The sequence below is a fragment of the Halobacillus sp. A5 genome (assembly GCF_024189315.1).
GTDB lineage: Bacteria > Bacillota > Bacilli > Bacillales > Halobacillaceae > Halobacillus_A.
Window position 1 is genome coordinate 312,332 of the sequence record NZ_JAIZEO010000004.1, and the last position, 15,476, is coordinate 327,807.

Genomic DNA, 15,476 nt, shown 5'->3' on the forward strand with positions numbered 1-15,476 from the left:
ATTTTCAATAGACCCTTATAATACTCCTATTATCCATGCTACAGTCGCCATTACAGCCGTGATTCCAAACCCTAAAGGAATAGCTTTTTTCTGAAGGTCTCCCAAATCTACACCTGCAAGTCCTATCAGCAAAAATGTTGAGCCAGTCAGCGGACTTACTGAAAACCCTACTGTCATCTGCCCTAAAAGAGCTGCTCGCCCCATGGTTTCAGGCTGTACTCCAAACGTTTCAGCCGTTGCACTCAATACAGGCAGGACACCGAAGTAAAACGAATCGGGATCAAACAGTAGACTTAGCGGCATCGATAAATAAGCTAATATTATGGGTAACGCCGGGCCCAATCCATTTGGAATTGCTGAAGCTGATATATTAGCCATCGACTCAATCATCCCTGTACCTGAAAGAATACCTGTAAATATCCCAGCGGAAAAAATCACAGAAGAAGTGTAAATCGCACCACGAGCATGGGCTTCAATCCGATCCTGCTGCATTGCCACCTTGCGATAATTGATCATTAGAGCCAGCGGCACTCCAATAACAAATGGAACAGCCAGTGGAACAATCTCCATAATTAAAACAACTATTACACCAACGGTTAACAAGAAATTGGGAATCAGCAATTTCGGTCTCTTTAATTCTTGATTTTCTGAATTCTTTTCATCTGTGAACAAATCTTCTTCCGCATTCGCACTTGCCGCAGTCTCAATAACACCTAAACGTTTACGTTCCTGTCTCCCAAGCCAAAAAGCAGCGATTAGGACAGAAATTAACCCAATTATTTGTACTGGAATTAGTGGCCCATAAAGTTCCAACACATCTACATCAAGAGCCGTAGCTGCTCTTATAGTAGGTCCTCCCCAAGGAACTAAATTCATTGTTCCCGCACTTAAAGCAGCAATTACCGCCAAGGTTAAAGGACTCATTTTCAACGCTTTATAAACAGGTAAAAGAGCAGAAATTGTAATAAGGAAGGTACTGGACCCTGACCCATCTAAATGTGATGCCATGGCAATAATAGCTGTGCCTAAAGCAATCTTTACCGGATCCCCCTTGGCATACTTGATTACACCTTTTATCAAAGGATCAAATAACCCTGCATCAAACATAATTCCAAAAAAGAGGATAGCGAAAGTAATCATAATACCCGTCATTGCAATACTAGACATACCTTCTCCCATAAACTCACCAAGTTCTCCAGCTCCAAAGCCTGCAATTAGCGCAATAACAACTGGGACAATAACTAAGGCAAAATGAACAGAAGTTCTCTTAGTCAGTACAAGGAACAGCAAAATAGCAATAATTAAAAAACCATACAAAGCGAGCATAAATATTCCTCCTTTTAAAATTGGGTTCATTTATGTAATATGCAAGAAACATGCCAAAGAAAAAAGCCTTACTGTAAGGCTTTTATTTTCTTCTTTTCTAAAAAATTAGAATGAATTTATTCAGATGTAATCTCAGTCTTCATTATTGAAAGCGTTGTCATTAATTATAAAAAATTAAAACAAATTCTATTTCTTTAGAATTTATTCTCCAATTTTATTATAAAGAGTCGCTAAAGAAATACCTAATTTTTTTGCCGTCTTCTTCTTCCCTTCTAAAGAATCTCCATATTTTTTTATACTCTGTTTGATAATCTTTTGTTCTGTATATTTCACAATTTCTTTGAGGCTTTGTGGATTATCAAATTCGGTAATTGAACCATGCTTACGAACTAATTCTGGTAAATGACAAGGTTCTATACAATTTCCTTCCCTCATGCTGAGGGCATAGTGAATGGCATTAAATAGTTCCCGCGTATTCCCCGGCCAATCGTATTGAGTGAGAGTTTGGGAAGCTTCTTTTGTCAAATTCACATGTGGTATTTCAGGAGATCCTGCATCCTCCATTAAGATATCAATGAACAATTGTATATCTTCTTTTCTATCTCTCAGAGGGCTAATATTAATGGCCACCCCGTTTAAACGATAATATAAATCCTCTCTGAACCTCTGCTTTTCCACTAATTTTCCCAGGTCCTTATTCGTAGCAGTAATAACTTGAACATCAACTTCCTCTTCTTCCAAGCCTCCTACTTTACGGATTCTTCCTTCTTGCAATACACGAAGCAGCTTGGCTTGAAGTTCTATAGGTAAATCTCCTATTTCATCAAGAAATAACGTTCCATAATTCGATAATTCAAAGAGGCCGACTTTTCCCCCTTTTTTAGAACTAGTAAATGAACCTTCTTCATATCCAAATAATTCACTTTCAAGAAGCTCGGCTGGAATAGCAGCACAATTAATAGGTATAAAAGGAAACTTTGAGCGTGGGCCCTCACTATGAATGGCCTGCGCAAACAGTTCTTTTCCCGTACCACTTTCCCCTTGGATTAAAATATTCAACTCAGAGTAAGCTGCTTTCTTCGCCGTTTCCACAGGGGTCTTTAGGCCGTTATCTTTTCCAACAATATCATCAAACGTGTACCTGGTTCTATACATATGACCAACAGTGTTTTCGAGTCTGAGTAACTGCTCTTTGCTTTTTTTCAGCTCTTTAGTAAGATAATGAACTTCATTTAAACTTTTACAAACTGATACTGCTCCAATAATTTCCTCATTTTTATACACGGGTGCTGTATCAATAACATACTCGGTTTGTCCTTCTCGTCGATAGATTCCTTCTCTTCGTTTACCATCTCTTAAAGCCTTCGGTAAAACCGCTCCCTTACGTACATCTTTTAAGGGTTTACCAACAATCGTATCTGGGTGGACACCTGTAATGTTTGTATATTCCGTATTAACAAATTGGACGACTCCATGTACATCTATTACTAAGATCCCATCATTAATAGAGTCAATTGTTTCTTCAAGCCAGTCCGTATAATCATTCTCAGATAAGTTATTTGTTATAGACCCGTTCCCCACTGCTGCCCCTCCTTTTCATTATCTTCTGATTTTTCTAATATTATTTTATCATGTTTACGAATTCAATAGGAAAAGCCACTTGGTAAGTGGCTCGTTTTCAAAATATATATTTTTTATTACTTGGGGCTGGCCCATTTTCACATACTCAACTCGGAACCCAAATGTTCTCATACCCGTTCTGTATTGAGTAATCATATAAATGAATGATTTTTTCTTTATTGTAGGTTGCTAACTCACTTTTACTGGCGAGGAGTTCTGGAGACTTCACCATACGTTCATTTCTATCAATCATGTCATCTAGATAACTTCGGACAGCCAGCTTATCATTTTTAGAAGTATTACACTTGCTGCACGTTAAAACCAGATTCCAAAGTTGGTCGGACTGAACAAATGACCAGGGGATAAAGTGATCTACGTGAGTTTGAATTGTATTTTTATTAAGTTTTTTCCCACAATAGAAACAAGTTTGTTCAAAATACTGCACTAAAACTTTCTCAAATGGTTTTAAAGTAGAACGTTTTGCAATACTTTCCACTTTATCCAACAAGTAATTAATGTGGGGAACATCATTTAATTGCTCGATCATCTTTGCCATATGATAATTAACCAAATCTATCAACAGCCGTTGGTACTTTCTCATAAATGTCAACACAGCCTTATTAAACTTGAACTGTTCCGTTTTATGGTCAAAAGCGTAAAATGAACCCTGGGTATCTCCATACAGGGCCCCGAACACGTTTGTCTTCATAACAGCTTTAACACGTTTAGTCGCAGCCAGTTGAATGGTGGCATCTAATTTATCAAAGGTCATTTCTTTAGGAATATTATAAGTTTGCTTGATTTCCATTAACTTAGTTACCACAGCAGAACCTCTTGTACCCTGCTCAAGTTCATGATGAATCACTAAATTCCAATAAACTTTAGTAAAGGAATAAGCCAGCTGATCGTATGTAACTTCCCCACTTTCATTCACCTGATAAAGATTTTCGATCATCGCTTTTAACAATCCAAACTTATAAGTTGCTGACTTTTTTGATTTTGTCGTCAACACAATTGTAAAGATGCGCCATACTTCTTCTTCCGTTAAATAGAGAGCTCTCAATTCTCCAACTCTTAATTTATGACTCACCAAATCACTCCAATGGCGGGGCTCAGTCTTCGACACTTTTCAAGAATATTTTTTCATTAAAGGAGCCTCGCTCGTCAGCTTTTTGCCTGCGTATTTCTTCAACTTGCTTAATGGAACTGCCATGAATTTTTGATAGAACATAAATTATCTCTAGTAGATCTGCTAATTCCTCTGCAGCTTCTTGATCGTTTTCCGAGGTCAAGTATTCTTGGAGTTCTTCCTGAAGTTTTATTTTCAGCGACTTTATGTATTCGTCTTGATCTAATATTTTAGTTTCATAGCTTTTTTCGCTCTTTTCAATTATTTCAGGAATTCTGTCGCGGACTAGTTTATTATAAATCGGCATATATACCCCTCCGTCTATTATTACTGTAACAAAAACTGCCAAATCTCTGCTAGGTTTAAATTGTATAAGGTTTTATGTGAAATGTTGGCGGGTGATCAAAATGAGGATCTGCCCCATTGCTTTTATTGAGCCAGATCCTCTAATAGCTTATGTCATTATGTTTTTAATCTGCCTGCTTTGCTTTTTGATATAAAATCGTATTCGTAACAAACCTTATAGAGTTCTTCAATTTCAGTCTGATTAGGGACACGAGGGTTATTTGCCGGACTTCCGCTTCCCAGTGCATCTGCTGCCATTTTAATGATAACGCTTTCAAAATCCTGCTTATCAATTCCCCATCCACTCAGATTTGGTATCTCCAGCTTCTGGCACAGCTTTTTGACAGATTCAACAGCTGACTCAGCGGCTTCTTCATCTGTGAGGTCCTCCTCTTCTTTTGAAAATATTCTGCCTAGATCAGCCAGTCTTTCTACTGAATAGTCCTTGCTGTATTCCAATATCGCAGGGAGCAGCATCGCATTTGAATTTCCATGTGGCACATGAAACAAAGCGCCGATTGGTCTTGACATCCCATGAACAAGGCATACGGAAGAGTTAGAAAAAGCGATTCCAGCCTGCATGGCACCAAGCGACATTGCCTCTCTCGCATCCAAGCTTACTCCGTTATCGTACGCTGTTTCAATATTCGTAACAATCAGCTGCATGGCTGACAATGCAATCATATCTGTCATAGGGTGGGATTTGCGTGAAATGTAGGCTTCAACGGCGTGACTGAGTGCATCGATTCCTGTAGCTGCAGTAACGTGCTTTGGAGACGACAAGGTTAATAAAGGATCAACAATCGCTACTTCCGGCATAAAGGCAGGCTGCTTGATCATCATTTTTACATCATTAGAAGTGTTCGTAATAATGGTTACATCTGTGGCTTCCGAACCTGTGCCCGCAGTTGTTGGAATGGCGATATGAGGGATCGGAGCAATACGGGCTGTATGCTTACCACCCATATAATCCCCAATGTATCCCCCGTTCTTCGCCAGGACGGCTACAGCTTTGGCAGTATCAATGCAGCTGCCGCCGCCTATGGAAATAATGACTTCACATTCAGTCTGTTGGAACATCTTCAGGGCTTCAGCAACATAGATGTCCGTTGGCTCTGAAGCTACCCCTGCATAAATAAAACTTTCCACTCCAACTTTCGTAAGGTGATCCCGCCCTTCACTGACATAACCAAGCTCCTCCATCACTTTATCAGTGATAACCAATGCTTTCCGACCTCTTTCAGCAGCTTCTTCTCCAACTCTTTCAAAAGCATCCCGACCATAATTAATCGTTTGCGGCATTCGCAGGACAGCATAACTTTCCATATGGACACTCCCTTATATAGTTCTTACCTTATATAATCCCAAAAATGATTACGAAATTCAAAATATTTTGACATATATTTCTTAAATAGAGAAATGTTAGATTCGGCTGCCCCGCCTCTCTATAGTAGGAGAGAGAATCTTTATCCGACATAAACTAAAAATCATAAGTTACATTTTCACAAACCAGGGTATAAATGAACTAACCTCGATCAATGGCAAAAAGGAGATGAATCGTTATGGACAAATCGTTAGAAGGAAAAGTCGCCCTGGTTACCGGCGGCGGTTCAGGAATTGGGAAAGCCTCCGCAGTACAGCTCGCCAAAGAAGGAGCCCGAGTTGCTCTGGCTGATATTAAAGAAGATGACGCACAGGAAACAAAAGAAGAAATCGAAGCCTTTGGCGGAGAGGCACTGATTATTGAAACAGATGTATCCAGAGAAGAAGATATCGAGCGGTGCTACAAGCAGCTGATTGACCGCTTCGGCCGGCTTGATATTATCTTTGCCAATGCCGGGGTAAACGGTAAGATCACCCCGATTGAAGATATGGCGGTTGAAGAGTGGCAGCAGACCATCGATACTAACTTAAAGAGTACGTTTCTCACGGTGAAGCATGCGATACCACATATGAAAGAAGAAGGCGGCAGTATCATTATTACGAGCTCGGTAAACGGAAACCGCACCTTCTCAAACTTCGGTTTCTCTGCGTACAGCTCATCCAAAGCCGGCCAGATGGCTTTTGGTAAGATGGCAGCCCTTGAATTAGCAAGATATCATATCCGTGTTAACGTGATCTGTCCCGGCGCAATCGAGACGAACATTGAAGAAAACACGCATCCAGAAGAAGACAATTTAGAAAAAATCAAAATCCCTGTGGAGTTCCCTGAGGGCAATCAGCCGCTGCAGAACCGGCCGGGACGTCCTGAAGAAGTGGCTGACCTGATTGTCTTTCTTGGGTCGGATAAGTCGCGCCATATTACAGGAACGGAACTATTTATTGATGGGGCAGGGTCATTGCTTTAACAAATGGCTATCCCTACGTTAAAAAAGCTCGAATCCTAATCAATTCAAGCTTTTTCTATATTAATAATTCATTATGATTGCGTTTTAATCTCTGTGACCCGGCTGTTACGCGTGAGGTGCAATAAACGCGGAAGGCGCGGCCACTAATGAATATCTTAAAGTACTTTATAAATGCATTGAATTCTTTCGTTCTACGAATTCGCACGCTGCTTGGAAGACTGAGCTGAAGTTGCACGTTCGTAATTTTCACTTGCTTCATGCCGAATTGCGGCTAAAAAATTCATTTGATATTTGATGGTCAAGTTATTAAATCCGGGGGTGGTAATTCAGCTTGGTGGAAGGCTGTATTACCCATCAGTGCTCCAAAGCGGTATGGAGCCTTTCTGATGTTTATAATTACATGAAAGGAATGATATGACAGGAAAGACTATTACCAGTCACACCGCTATTTATCCTTCATACTAATTTTCGAGAAACGGAGCCATCACTGTCCAGGGTTAAGACTGTGGCTCCTCTATGATTAAGGACATTCTCGCTGTCCTCTTATAATCTATGAAGGAAGAACAAGATTGGTATAGTTAAAAGGCTGATTTGTTATTTATTATTAAATCCTAGTAAACATATTCAGGAAATTAAGACTACAACTCTCCCGCTCCTCGTTCCTGAGCAAGTATCCGCCTTCCCATTATTAGATCGTTTCCCTTCCTTTCTCCTATGAAACAAGGTTCATTTTCCATATTATTCATTTACATGTATTAACATCTCGTTAAAATTCGTCCTCTATAATGGCAATTGTTTCAATCTGGAAATAGAGAAAGGAGCATAATCTATGTCTGATCGTTCAATCAATGATCTTATTCACCGCTTAAATGAAAAGACACTGCACAAGGATCTAGACCGTCGTGATTTTCTTCAGGGAGCCGGCAAAGTGGCAGGTGTGTCGTTAGGGTTGGTTATGGCCCAGTCTATGGGAGGGCTTCATGTTGAAGCGGAGGAAGAAGAAGGCTTCAAAGAATATCCTTTTACGCTTGGAGTTGCCTCAGGTGATCCACTTCCGGACAGTGTCATTCTATGGACAAGGTTAGCCATCGACCCGCTTGACGGCGGAGGAATGCCGGATCGTAAAGTGCCTGTGCAGTGGGAGATCGCGAAGGATGAGAACTTCCGACAGGTGACGCAGCGGGGAACAGAAATCGCGATTCCTGAATTGGCTCATTCCGTACACGTTGATGTGAATGGCCTTGAGTCAAATGCCCCGTATTTCTATCGATTTAAAGTAGGACAAGATTTCTCTCCTGTGGGGCAGACGAAGACGCTGCCGGCTTCGGGGTCTGCTGTGAACAGTCTGTCGTTTGCCTTCGCGTCATGCCAGCAGTATGAGCATGGCTACTTTACGGCCTATAAGCATATGGCGAAGGAGGACCTCGACCTTGTCTTCCATCTGGGTGACTACATCTATGAGTATGGACCGGATGAATATGTTGCGCCTTCCGGTAACGTCCGCACGCATAAAGGGCCGGAAACCCGCTCACTAGAGGATTACCGTAACCGTCATGCTCAGTATCGGTCAGATAAGGACCTGCAGTCGGCTCATGCATCATTCCCCTGGGTGGTAACATGGGATGACCATGAGGTGGAGAACAACTATGCCAATGACATTCCGGAAAAAGATCAATCCGTTGAAGAGTTTGTGAAGCGCCGAATCGCTGCTTATCAGGCATATTACGAGCATATGCCGCTCCGTACGTCCTCCATGCCGGATGGAGCGGATATGAAGCTGTACCGCGATTTTTCCTATGGAGATCTGGCCAATTTTCACGTGCTGGATACACGCCAGTACCGTTCCGATCAGGCAAACGGTGATCAAAGCTCGCCGCAGACAGATGAATCCTTAGACCCTTCCCGTACATTGCTTGGAGAAGAACAGGAACAATGGCTGCTCGGTCGTCTTGATCAGTCCAGAGCGCATTGGAACGTACTCGCACAGCAAATCTTTTTCGCTAAAAGGAACTACGGACCAAGTGCAGAGGATCCGCGCTACAGTATGGATAGCTGGGATGGCTACATACCTGCCCGCAAGCGCATTACAGAATTCGCACACGAAGCCGACATGGATAATCTGATCGTCCTCACCGGCGATGTACATGCCAATTGGGCATCAAACCTGCTCGCTGACTTCGATGATTTGAGTTCCAGTATGCTTGGTGCTGAATTTGTCGGGACTTCGATTTCCTCAGGCGGGAACGGAGCCGATAAACGCGCGGATACAGACCGCATTTTAGAACAAAATGAACACATCCGATTTTTTAATGATTACCGCGGTTATGTCCGCTGTGAAGTGACTCCGACGAGCTGGAAAGCCGATTACCGGGTACTCCCTTTCGTCACGGAACCCAATGCCGACATATCAACCCGTGCTTCCTTCGTCTATGAAAAAGATCAGGAAGGGATTAAAGAAGTCTCCGCCACCATCGTGTCCCAAGGAAAAGCGTCATCCAGTGAAGTAGAAGATGACCGCCACAAAGCACACGACCGTGCTCATAACAAGCAGAAGAAGAACCAAAAACAACCGAACTAAAGGAGTAATCTATGGAAGACAAAAACCTGCAGCTCGTCGGCCATTTAGAGGAGCTCCGTAAGCGGATTGTGATCACGTTAGCGGCCTTCCTCATCTTTCTCATTGGCGGGTTTGTATTTGTTGAGCCGATCTACAGTTGGCTGATCAAGGACCTTGATGCGAAGTTGGCCGTGCTCGGACCGAGTGACATTCTCTGGGTTTACCTTATGATTGCGGCCGTCATCGCCCTGGCCGCCACGATTCCGGTCGCTGCGTTACAAGTCTGGCTGTTCGTAGCTCCTGCTCTTAGCGAGGAAGAACGCAAAGTCACCTTGCAATTCATTCCGGCTTTGTTCTTTCTGTTTCTTTTCGGCATTGCTTTTGGCTACCTACTGCTTTTCCCGATCGTCTTAGGATTCCTGACGTCCCTTTCAGCCGGTCAGTTTGAGATGATGTTTACTGCTGACAAATATTTTCGCTTTATGTTAAATCTAACCGTTCCGTTTGGACTATTATTTGAAATGCCGCTCGTGATTATGTTTCTCACCAGGCTCGGAATTCTAAATCCGTACCGGCTAAAAAAAGCGCGAAAAGTCGCTTATTTTATTTTAGTGGTGGTCTCAGTAATGATCACTCCACCTGATTTCCTATCTGATATTCTCGTAATCGTACCGCTGTTTATCCTATATGAAATCAGCATCAGCTTATCAACGATCGTTTATAAAAAGAAACTTGCCGCCCGGCCATCTTCAGAGAAAATGGTGTCCTGACCAATTTTCCTAAGGAGGAAATGATTTATGAAGAAAACGAATATGAACCGTCGTGATTTTCTAAAGGCGGGTGGGATCAGTACAGCTGCCCTCGCTCTCAGCACTACCGGTCTCTTGTCGTTCAGTGAAAGTAAAGCTCTCGCCTCTCCCGGCAAATCAAAACGACTGCCAGGCGGGTACGGTCCATTAGTAAAGGATCCAGGAGGCATCCTCGACCTTCCGCGCGGCTTTCAGTACCGCATCATTTCTGAAGAAGGCGGAGAGCTCTCTGACGGACGTCCGATTCCTGAGAAATTTGACGGGATGGCTGCCTTTAAAGGAGCCGGCGACTCTACGATTCTCGTACGAAATCATGAATTGACAGGCAACACGAAATATCCCGTCATTGGTAAGAACCCTTACCAAAAAGAACATACAGGCGGCACGACCACCCTGGTAGTAGGAGCCGACCGCAAAATTAAGAAGGAGTACGTATCTTCATCCGGGACGATTCGCAACTGTGCGGGAGGCGCCACGCCATGGGGCACGTGGTTAACATGTGAAGAAACGTTAGTAGAAGGCCACGGCTATGTGTTTGAAGTCGACCCAAATGAGCCAGAGAACAAGCTATCGAAAACACCTATCCGTGATATGGGCGCTTTCTCTCATGAAGCAACAGCAATTGACCCAGCAACAGGGATCGTTTACCTCACCGAGGATGCCGGGCCGAGCTACCTGTATCGTTTTATCCCAAATGATCGAAGCCAGGCAGCCGGAGCCCTGCAAAAAGGCGGTAATCTTCAGGCTGCGGCGATGGAGGAGATGAGATCAGATCAAACAAGCGAATTCTATACAGGGCAGCAGTTTGGAGTGGTTTGGAAGGATGTGGATCCAGAGAAACCCACCTTAGAAGCGGGACAGAAAGGGTGTATTGCCTTCAGCCGATTAGAAGGAGCTTACTTCGACGGCGGTGTCTTCTGGTTTGATGATACATCTGCCGGGGACAAAGATTTAGGACGCGTCTACCGCTATATTCCATCAACAAATACGTTGGAACTGTTCTATGAATCCAGCTCTGCCAACGATTTAGAAATGCCCGACAACATCTGCATCACCCCGTGGGGTGACCTCTGGATCGCAGAAGACGGCGATGGAGTCGACCGGATTATCGGCATGACCCCGGAAGGAGAAACGTACGTTTTTGCCGAAAATAAAATCAATGATTCCGAGCTGGCGGGCCCCACTTTCTCCACTCAGGGCCATACCTTTTTCGTTAATATTCAGACGCCCGGGATAACCTTTGCCATCTGGGGACCATTCGCCCGTAAAAACGCCGGACGCAGAAGACAAATGGGTCACGCAGCACCGCCCAAGCCATACGCGCCCCAAGTATCAGACAAGCTCTCAGTCTTTGCTGAAGTACAAGGGATGTCTGATTTAGAAGCCGCCGCCTTCCAGCGCCACGGCATTCCGATTGTTTAAAATTATTTGGAGGTGGACTTATGTTAACAAATATCGGAATCCCAGGATTAATTCTCGTGCTCGTCATTGCCTTAATCATTTTCGGGCCGTCGAAATTACCTGAAATCGGACGTGCGTTCGGAAGCACATTAAAAGAATTTAAAAACGCGACGACCGAGCTCGTTAATGGAGAAGAGAAGACCGAGGAAAAGAAGAATCTAAAAGCTGTCGAGGATGACAAACAGAAGACGGGCAGCTGATAAGAGAAAGGCAGTCGGAATAATGTTTCCGCCTGCCTTTTTCTATGTGTGATCGTTACGTGGCATTGATCTCCATTATCGAATCTCTCACTGACCTCATAATTTTACGAAAAGCTTCCTCTGCCTTTTCTTCATTACTTTCCCTGATCGCCTGCAGCAGCGTTTCGTGATAAGGATAGCTCTGGTCAAAAATATCATCCTTCCCAAACGGTACATTCCAGAACTCATGGAACGTTTCCCAGACCGAATCAATCATACTCTCAAGCATAGGGTTATTAGACGCACGATAGATCGCGCGGTGAAAACCGGCATCCGCTGAATTCGCCTCATTCCTTCTTCCTTCATCAATGAACTGGACATATTTCTTCAACTGCTCATCCATTAACTGAATATCCTCTTCATCTGCCGCATGGACAGCAAGCTGTACGGCTTTCCCTTCTAATGCTTCACGAACTTCAAGAGCCTCAAGTAAAAAATTTTTCTCGTCTTCTACTTCAAACGCCAGTCTAATTTGAAAAGGCTTTATATCTTTAATAAAGGTACCTTTTCCATTTAAAACTTCTATGGCCCCCTGTGTTTCAAGCAGCTGCAGTGCTTCCCGCAGGGACGAACGTCCGATCTGCAGAATGTCAACCAGATCGGCTACCGAGGGCAGTTTATCTCCACTTTGCAGCTTCTTTCTTTTAATATATTCCTTTATTTCATTAGCTCCGATTTCGGAGAGCCGTTTCTTTTTTATCGCTTTCACATCATCACCTCAGAAAGACCTATGTAAAGCTATTATACTATTGGAACGTCGGATAATAAAATCTCCTCTTCCAGGATTAATTTATTTTATTCTGAAAAATCTAACCTTTCATACAGGTTGAAAGTATGATAGTGTATGTTTAACTACTTAGGAAAGGTCGATGTCGCGGTGAATTACACGGATGAACAAATATGTACTCAGCTTTATGACACCCCCTCCAGGCATCACGGGGCGGTTTCTCCTCCAATCTACCAGACGAGTTTATTTGCGTTCGAAACTTTTGAAGCGTTTACAGAAGCTCAGTCGGCTGAACGGGAGAATTATGTTTATACACGGGGGGGTAATCCTACAACGGAAATACTTGAGCAGAAATTAGCCATGCTTGAACGTGGAGAAAGGTGTAAATGCTTCGGTTCAGGGATGGGGGCCATCAGCTCTGTCTTTCTATCTCTTTTACAAAAAGGAGATCACGTACTCCTCGTGAACAACATTTACGGTCCGACCCAGCAGTTGATGAAGCACCTTGAGAATTTCGGAATTGAACACAGCTATACGGAAAATGATGTAGAGGCCGCAATTCGTCCGAATACGAAATTAATTTATGTGGAAAGTCCGGGAACGATGTTGATGAAGGTCGTGGATTTAATGAAAGTTACGGCGCTGGCCATGCGGCATGGTATATACACAGCCATCGATAATACGTGGTCCACACCCATCTTCCAAAAGCCGCTGACTCTCGGATTCGACTTATCCGTTCATTCGCTTACGAAGTACATCGGCGGGCACAGTGACATAGTTGGCGGGGCTGTGATTGGAAGCAGCAAACTGATCGACCGTATTTTCACGTATGGTTATCAGTTAAACGGATCTGTTCTGTCCCCTCATGATGCGTCGCAGGTTATCAAAGGGCTGCGCACCCTGCCGTTACGAATGAAGCAGCATGAATCCAATGCCAGCCAGATCATCGACTTCCTTCAATCGAGAGATGAAATTAAAGTCATACATCATCCGAGCCTGCAGGATAGAGATATAACGGAAAATCAAATGTCAGGGTTCTCAGGGTTGCTGAGCTTTGAATTAAAGGAAGGAAGGTTTGATCATGTCGCCTCTTTTATCAATGAATTAAACGTTTTCAAAATTGGAGTGAGCTGGGGTGGATATGAAAGCCTCGTTAATTCTCCGGTTAAACGCAGTAATGCCTCTGAGCTGATTAAACAGGGTATAGATCCTGGATTAATCCGCCTCTCGATCGGCCTGGAAAATCCGGATGATTTGATTGCAGATTTGAAGAATGCATTTCGTGCATCGGAATTAATTAAACCTTAAGCAAGGGAGAGAATAACAAGTGACTACAAATGAAGTGAAACGTCCAACAGTTGCCGTGGCTCTAGTTCCTATTACTCTCGCACTTCTTATTTTTATCGTCGGCATCGGCGTCCTGCAATTTCAAGCTGAGCTCATGCTCATTTTTGCCGGAGTCCTGTTTGCCATCTTCGCGGTTCTTTACGGTCATAAATGGGAAACTATTATTACTGTGATGGGTGAAAAAATTAAAACCGCCCTGCCCGCCATACTCATTTTGTTCAGTATCGGACTGTTGATCGGTACTTGGATGATTTCAGGAACCATTCCCTTCTTCGTCTATTACGGACTGGAAATCATTAATCCTGCCCACTTATATGTACTCGCATTTGTGGTTTCCGCTATCGTGTCGACCTGCACCGGCACCTCCTGGGGAGCGGCTGGAACCATCGGGGTCGCCCTGATGAGTATCGCCCAGACCATGGATTTATCTATGGCTATTACAGCAGGGGCTGTCGTATCAGGGGCATACTTTGGAGATAAGCTTTCTCCGTTATCAGACACAACCAACATGAGCTCGCTGGCAGCAGGCTCAAACTTATATGAACACATTAAACACATGCTGTATACCTCTATTCCCTCATCCATCATTGCTATTATTGTTTTTTACTTTGCCGGCCTTCAAATCGATGCAAATCCGGGTCAATTATCGAGTGTTGACGAGATGCTGTCCGGCATTCGTGAGCTTTTCAGCCTTAATCCATTAGTCCTGCTTCCCGCTGTCATCGTTGTCGCGGGATCATTAATGAAAAAGAATCCATTGATTGTTCTGTTTTGTTCAGCGGTTACAGCCATGCTGACCGCCCTGTTATTGCAAAGTGCAACCGTACCCAACTTATTTACCGCAGCCGTTGAAGGCTTTAATACCGAAATGCTCGACGTCGCACCCGGCCTTATTTCCGAAGATATTCAGGAACTCCTTAACCGCGGAGGCCTTTATTCCATGTACAATGCAACATTCTTTGTATTCTGTGCGTTTTTCTTCGCCTCTGCTTTGGAAGTCTCTCAAGCTTTGAATGTCATCCTTGAAAAAGTGATCACATACTTAAGATCTATTGGTAGTGTTATTTTCGCTTCACTGCTCACAGGGTTTGCCGTGATTAACTGTACATCAAACGCTCTAGTTACCTACTTCCTAATCAAAGATATTTATGGGGATGTATATAAGAAACGAAATCTGCACCCAGCCAACCTTTCCAGAAGCATGGAGGACTCTGTTACGATTACAGAAGCTCTCATGCCATGGACCGTATCCGGAGTCTTTATGGCGACTACGCTTGGCGTAGGAAACTTTGAATTTATGCCGTGGGCCATCTTCAATCTGGGCGGCATTGTTTTCTCAGCACTTTACGGCTTCCTCGCTCCTTACACGAACGGATTCGGTATAAGGAAATTGGATGAAGGTGCCAGTAAAGATGAAAGCAGTCAGAGAGCAGGTTAATGTAAAGATTAATATGTGTTCGTTACGCGAAAGAGACAAGCAAAACATAATGTTTCGCTTGTCTTGTCATTAAGATTTTAATTTACCAGCTGATAATTAATAAAGCGTGCCCTCCGCCTGCCAGCCGGAA

The 15,476-nt window shown here is 43.4% G+C and carries 13 protein-coding genes; 7 read left to right on the forward strand and 6 right to left on the reverse strand.

All coding sequences use genetic code 11. From position 1 onward, the window contains the following. Window positions 1-15 precede the first annotated feature (15 nt). The 5 genes from LF822_RS16760 to LF822_RS16780 form a co-directional block, all read right to left on the reverse strand. Window positions 16-1,326: a CitMHS family transporter gene (locus tag LF822_RS16760; RefSeq protein WP_253925231.1), complete on the reverse strand. Its 1,311-nt coding sequence runs from the start codon at window positions 1,324-1,326 to the stop codon at window positions 16-18. Window positions 1,327-1,527: 201 nt separating this feature from the next. After that, a complete protein-coding gene (locus LF822_RS16765; RefSeq protein WP_253925232.1) occupies window positions 1,528-2,907 on the reverse strand; it encodes a sigma-54 interaction domain-containing protein in 1,380 nt (459 codons plus the stop codon). 145 nt (window positions 2,908-3,052) lie between these two features. Then, entirely contained in the window at window positions 3,053-4,036 is a 984-nt protein-coding gene (locus LF822_RS16770; RefSeq protein WP_253925233.1) for an HNH endonuclease domain-containing protein, read from the reverse strand. Between the two features lie 22 nt (window positions 4,037-4,058). Next, window positions 4,059-4,382: a nucleoside triphosphate pyrophosphohydrolase gene (locus tag LF822_RS16775; RefSeq protein WP_253925234.1), complete on the reverse strand. Its 324-nt coding sequence runs from the start codon at window positions 4,380-4,382 to the stop codon at window positions 4,059-4,061. Window positions 4,383-4,537: 155 nt separating this feature from the next. Beyond that, window positions 4,538-5,746: an iron-containing alcohol dehydrogenase gene (locus LF822_RS16780; RefSeq protein WP_253925235.1), complete on the reverse strand. Its 1,209-nt coding sequence runs from the start codon at window positions 5,744-5,746 to the stop codon at window positions 4,538-4,540. A gap of 236 nt (window positions 5,747-5,982) precedes the next feature. Between LF822_RS16780 and LF822_RS16785 the strand changes: the two genes are divergently transcribed. The 5 genes from LF822_RS16785 to LF822_RS16805 all read left to right on the forward strand — a co-directional run bounded on the left by LF822_RS16785 (window position 5,983) and on the right by LF822_RS16805 (window position 11,795). Next, the gene (locus tag LF822_RS16785; RefSeq protein WP_253925236.1) at window positions 5,983-6,768 is read left to right on the forward strand and encodes an SDR family oxidoreductase; all 786 of its coding nucleotides are present in this window, start codon (window positions 5,983-5,985) and stop codon (window positions 6,766-6,768) included. Between the two features lie 829 nt (window positions 6,769-7,597). Continuing rightward, entirely contained in the window at window positions 7,598-9,346 is a 1,749-nt protein-coding gene (locus tag LF822_RS16790) for an alkaline phosphatase D family protein (RefSeq protein WP_253925237.1), read from the forward strand. An 11-nt stretch (window positions 9,347-9,357) separates the two neighbouring features. Then, a complete protein-coding gene (gene tatC, locus LF822_RS16795; protein WP_253925238.1) occupies window positions 9,358-10,095 on the forward strand; it encodes a twin-arginine translocase subunit TatC in 738 nt (245 codons plus the stop codon). Window positions 10,096-10,122: 27 nt separating this feature from the next. After that, complete coding sequence (locus LF822_RS16800) at window positions 10,123-11,556, forward strand: alkaline phosphatase PhoX (protein ID WP_253925239.1); 1,434 nt, start codon at window positions 10,123-10,125, stop codon at window positions 11,554-11,556. A 20-nt stretch (window positions 11,557-11,576) separates the two neighbouring features. Further along, window positions 11,577-11,795, forward strand: coding sequence for a twin-arginine translocase TatA/TatE family subunit (locus LF822_RS16805; protein WP_253925240.1), 219 nt, complete (start codon window positions 11,577-11,579; stop codon window positions 11,793-11,795). Window positions 11,796-11,850: 55 nt separating this feature from the next. Here LF822_RS16805 and LF822_RS23140 read toward each other — a convergent pair whose 3' ends face one another. Then, window positions 11,851-12,543: a FadR/GntR family transcriptional regulator gene (locus LF822_RS23140; protein WP_253925241.1), complete on the reverse strand. Its 693-nt coding sequence runs from the start codon at window positions 12,541-12,543 to the stop codon at window positions 11,851-11,853. Window positions 12,544-12,678: 135 nt separating this feature from the next. Here LF822_RS23140 and LF822_RS16815 point away from each other — a divergent pair, with 135 nt between their 5' ends. Both LF822_RS16815 and nhaC read left to right on the forward strand, forming a co-directional pair. Then, window positions 12,679-13,869: a trans-sulfuration enzyme family protein gene (locus LF822_RS16815; RefSeq protein ID WP_253925242.1), complete on the forward strand. Its 1,191-nt coding sequence runs from the start codon at window positions 12,679-12,681 to the stop codon at window positions 13,867-13,869. A 19-nt stretch (window positions 13,870-13,888) separates the two neighbouring features. After that, window positions 13,889-15,346 carry a Na+/H+ antiporter NhaC gene (gene nhaC, locus LF822_RS16820; RefSeq protein WP_253925243.1) on the forward strand — a complete coding sequence of 486 codons (1,458 nt, stop codon included), beginning with the start codon at window positions 13,889-13,891 and terminating at the stop codon, window positions 15,344-15,346. The last annotated feature ends 130 nt before the right edge of the window (window positions 15,347-15,476 follow it).

What these genes read in the sequence shown, in the direction of transcription:
- LF822_RS16805 (WP_253925240.1), top strand. Translation starts at nt 11,577, where the DNA reads ATGTTAACAAATATCGGAATCCCAGGATTAATTCTCGTGCTCGTCATT.
- LF822_RS16785 (WP_253925236.1), top strand. Translation starts at nt 5,983, where the DNA reads ATGGACAAATCGTTAGAAGGAAAAGTCGCCCTGGTTACCGGCGGCGGT.
- tatC (WP_253925238.1), top strand. Translation starts at nt 9,358, where the DNA reads ATGGAAGACAAAAACCTGCAGCTCGTCGGCCATTTAGAGGAGCTCCGT.
- LF822_RS16760 (WP_253925231.1), bottom strand. Translation starts at nt 1,326, where the DNA reads ATGCTCGCTTTGTATGGTTTTTTAATTATTGCTATTTTGCTGTTCCTT.
- LF822_RS16800 (WP_253925239.1), top strand. Translation starts at nt 10,123, where the DNA reads ATGAAGAAAACGAATATGAACCGTCGTGATTTTCTAAAGGCGGGTGGG.
- LF822_RS16780 (WP_253925235.1), bottom strand. Translation starts at nt 5,746, where the DNA reads ATGGAAAGTTATGCTGTCCTGCGAATGCCGCAAACGATTAATTATGGT.
- LF822_RS16775 (WP_253925234.1), bottom strand. Translation starts at nt 4,382, where the DNA reads ATGCCGATTTATAATAAACTAGTCCGCGACAGAATTCCTGAAATAATT.
- LF822_RS16815 (WP_253925242.1), top strand. Translation starts at nt 12,679, where the DNA reads ATGTTTAACTACTTAGGAAAGGTCGATGTCGCGGTGAATTACACGGAT.
- LF822_RS16790 (WP_253925237.1), top strand. Translation starts at nt 7,598, where the DNA reads ATGTCTGATCGTTCAATCAATGATCTTATTCACCGCTTAAATGAAAAG.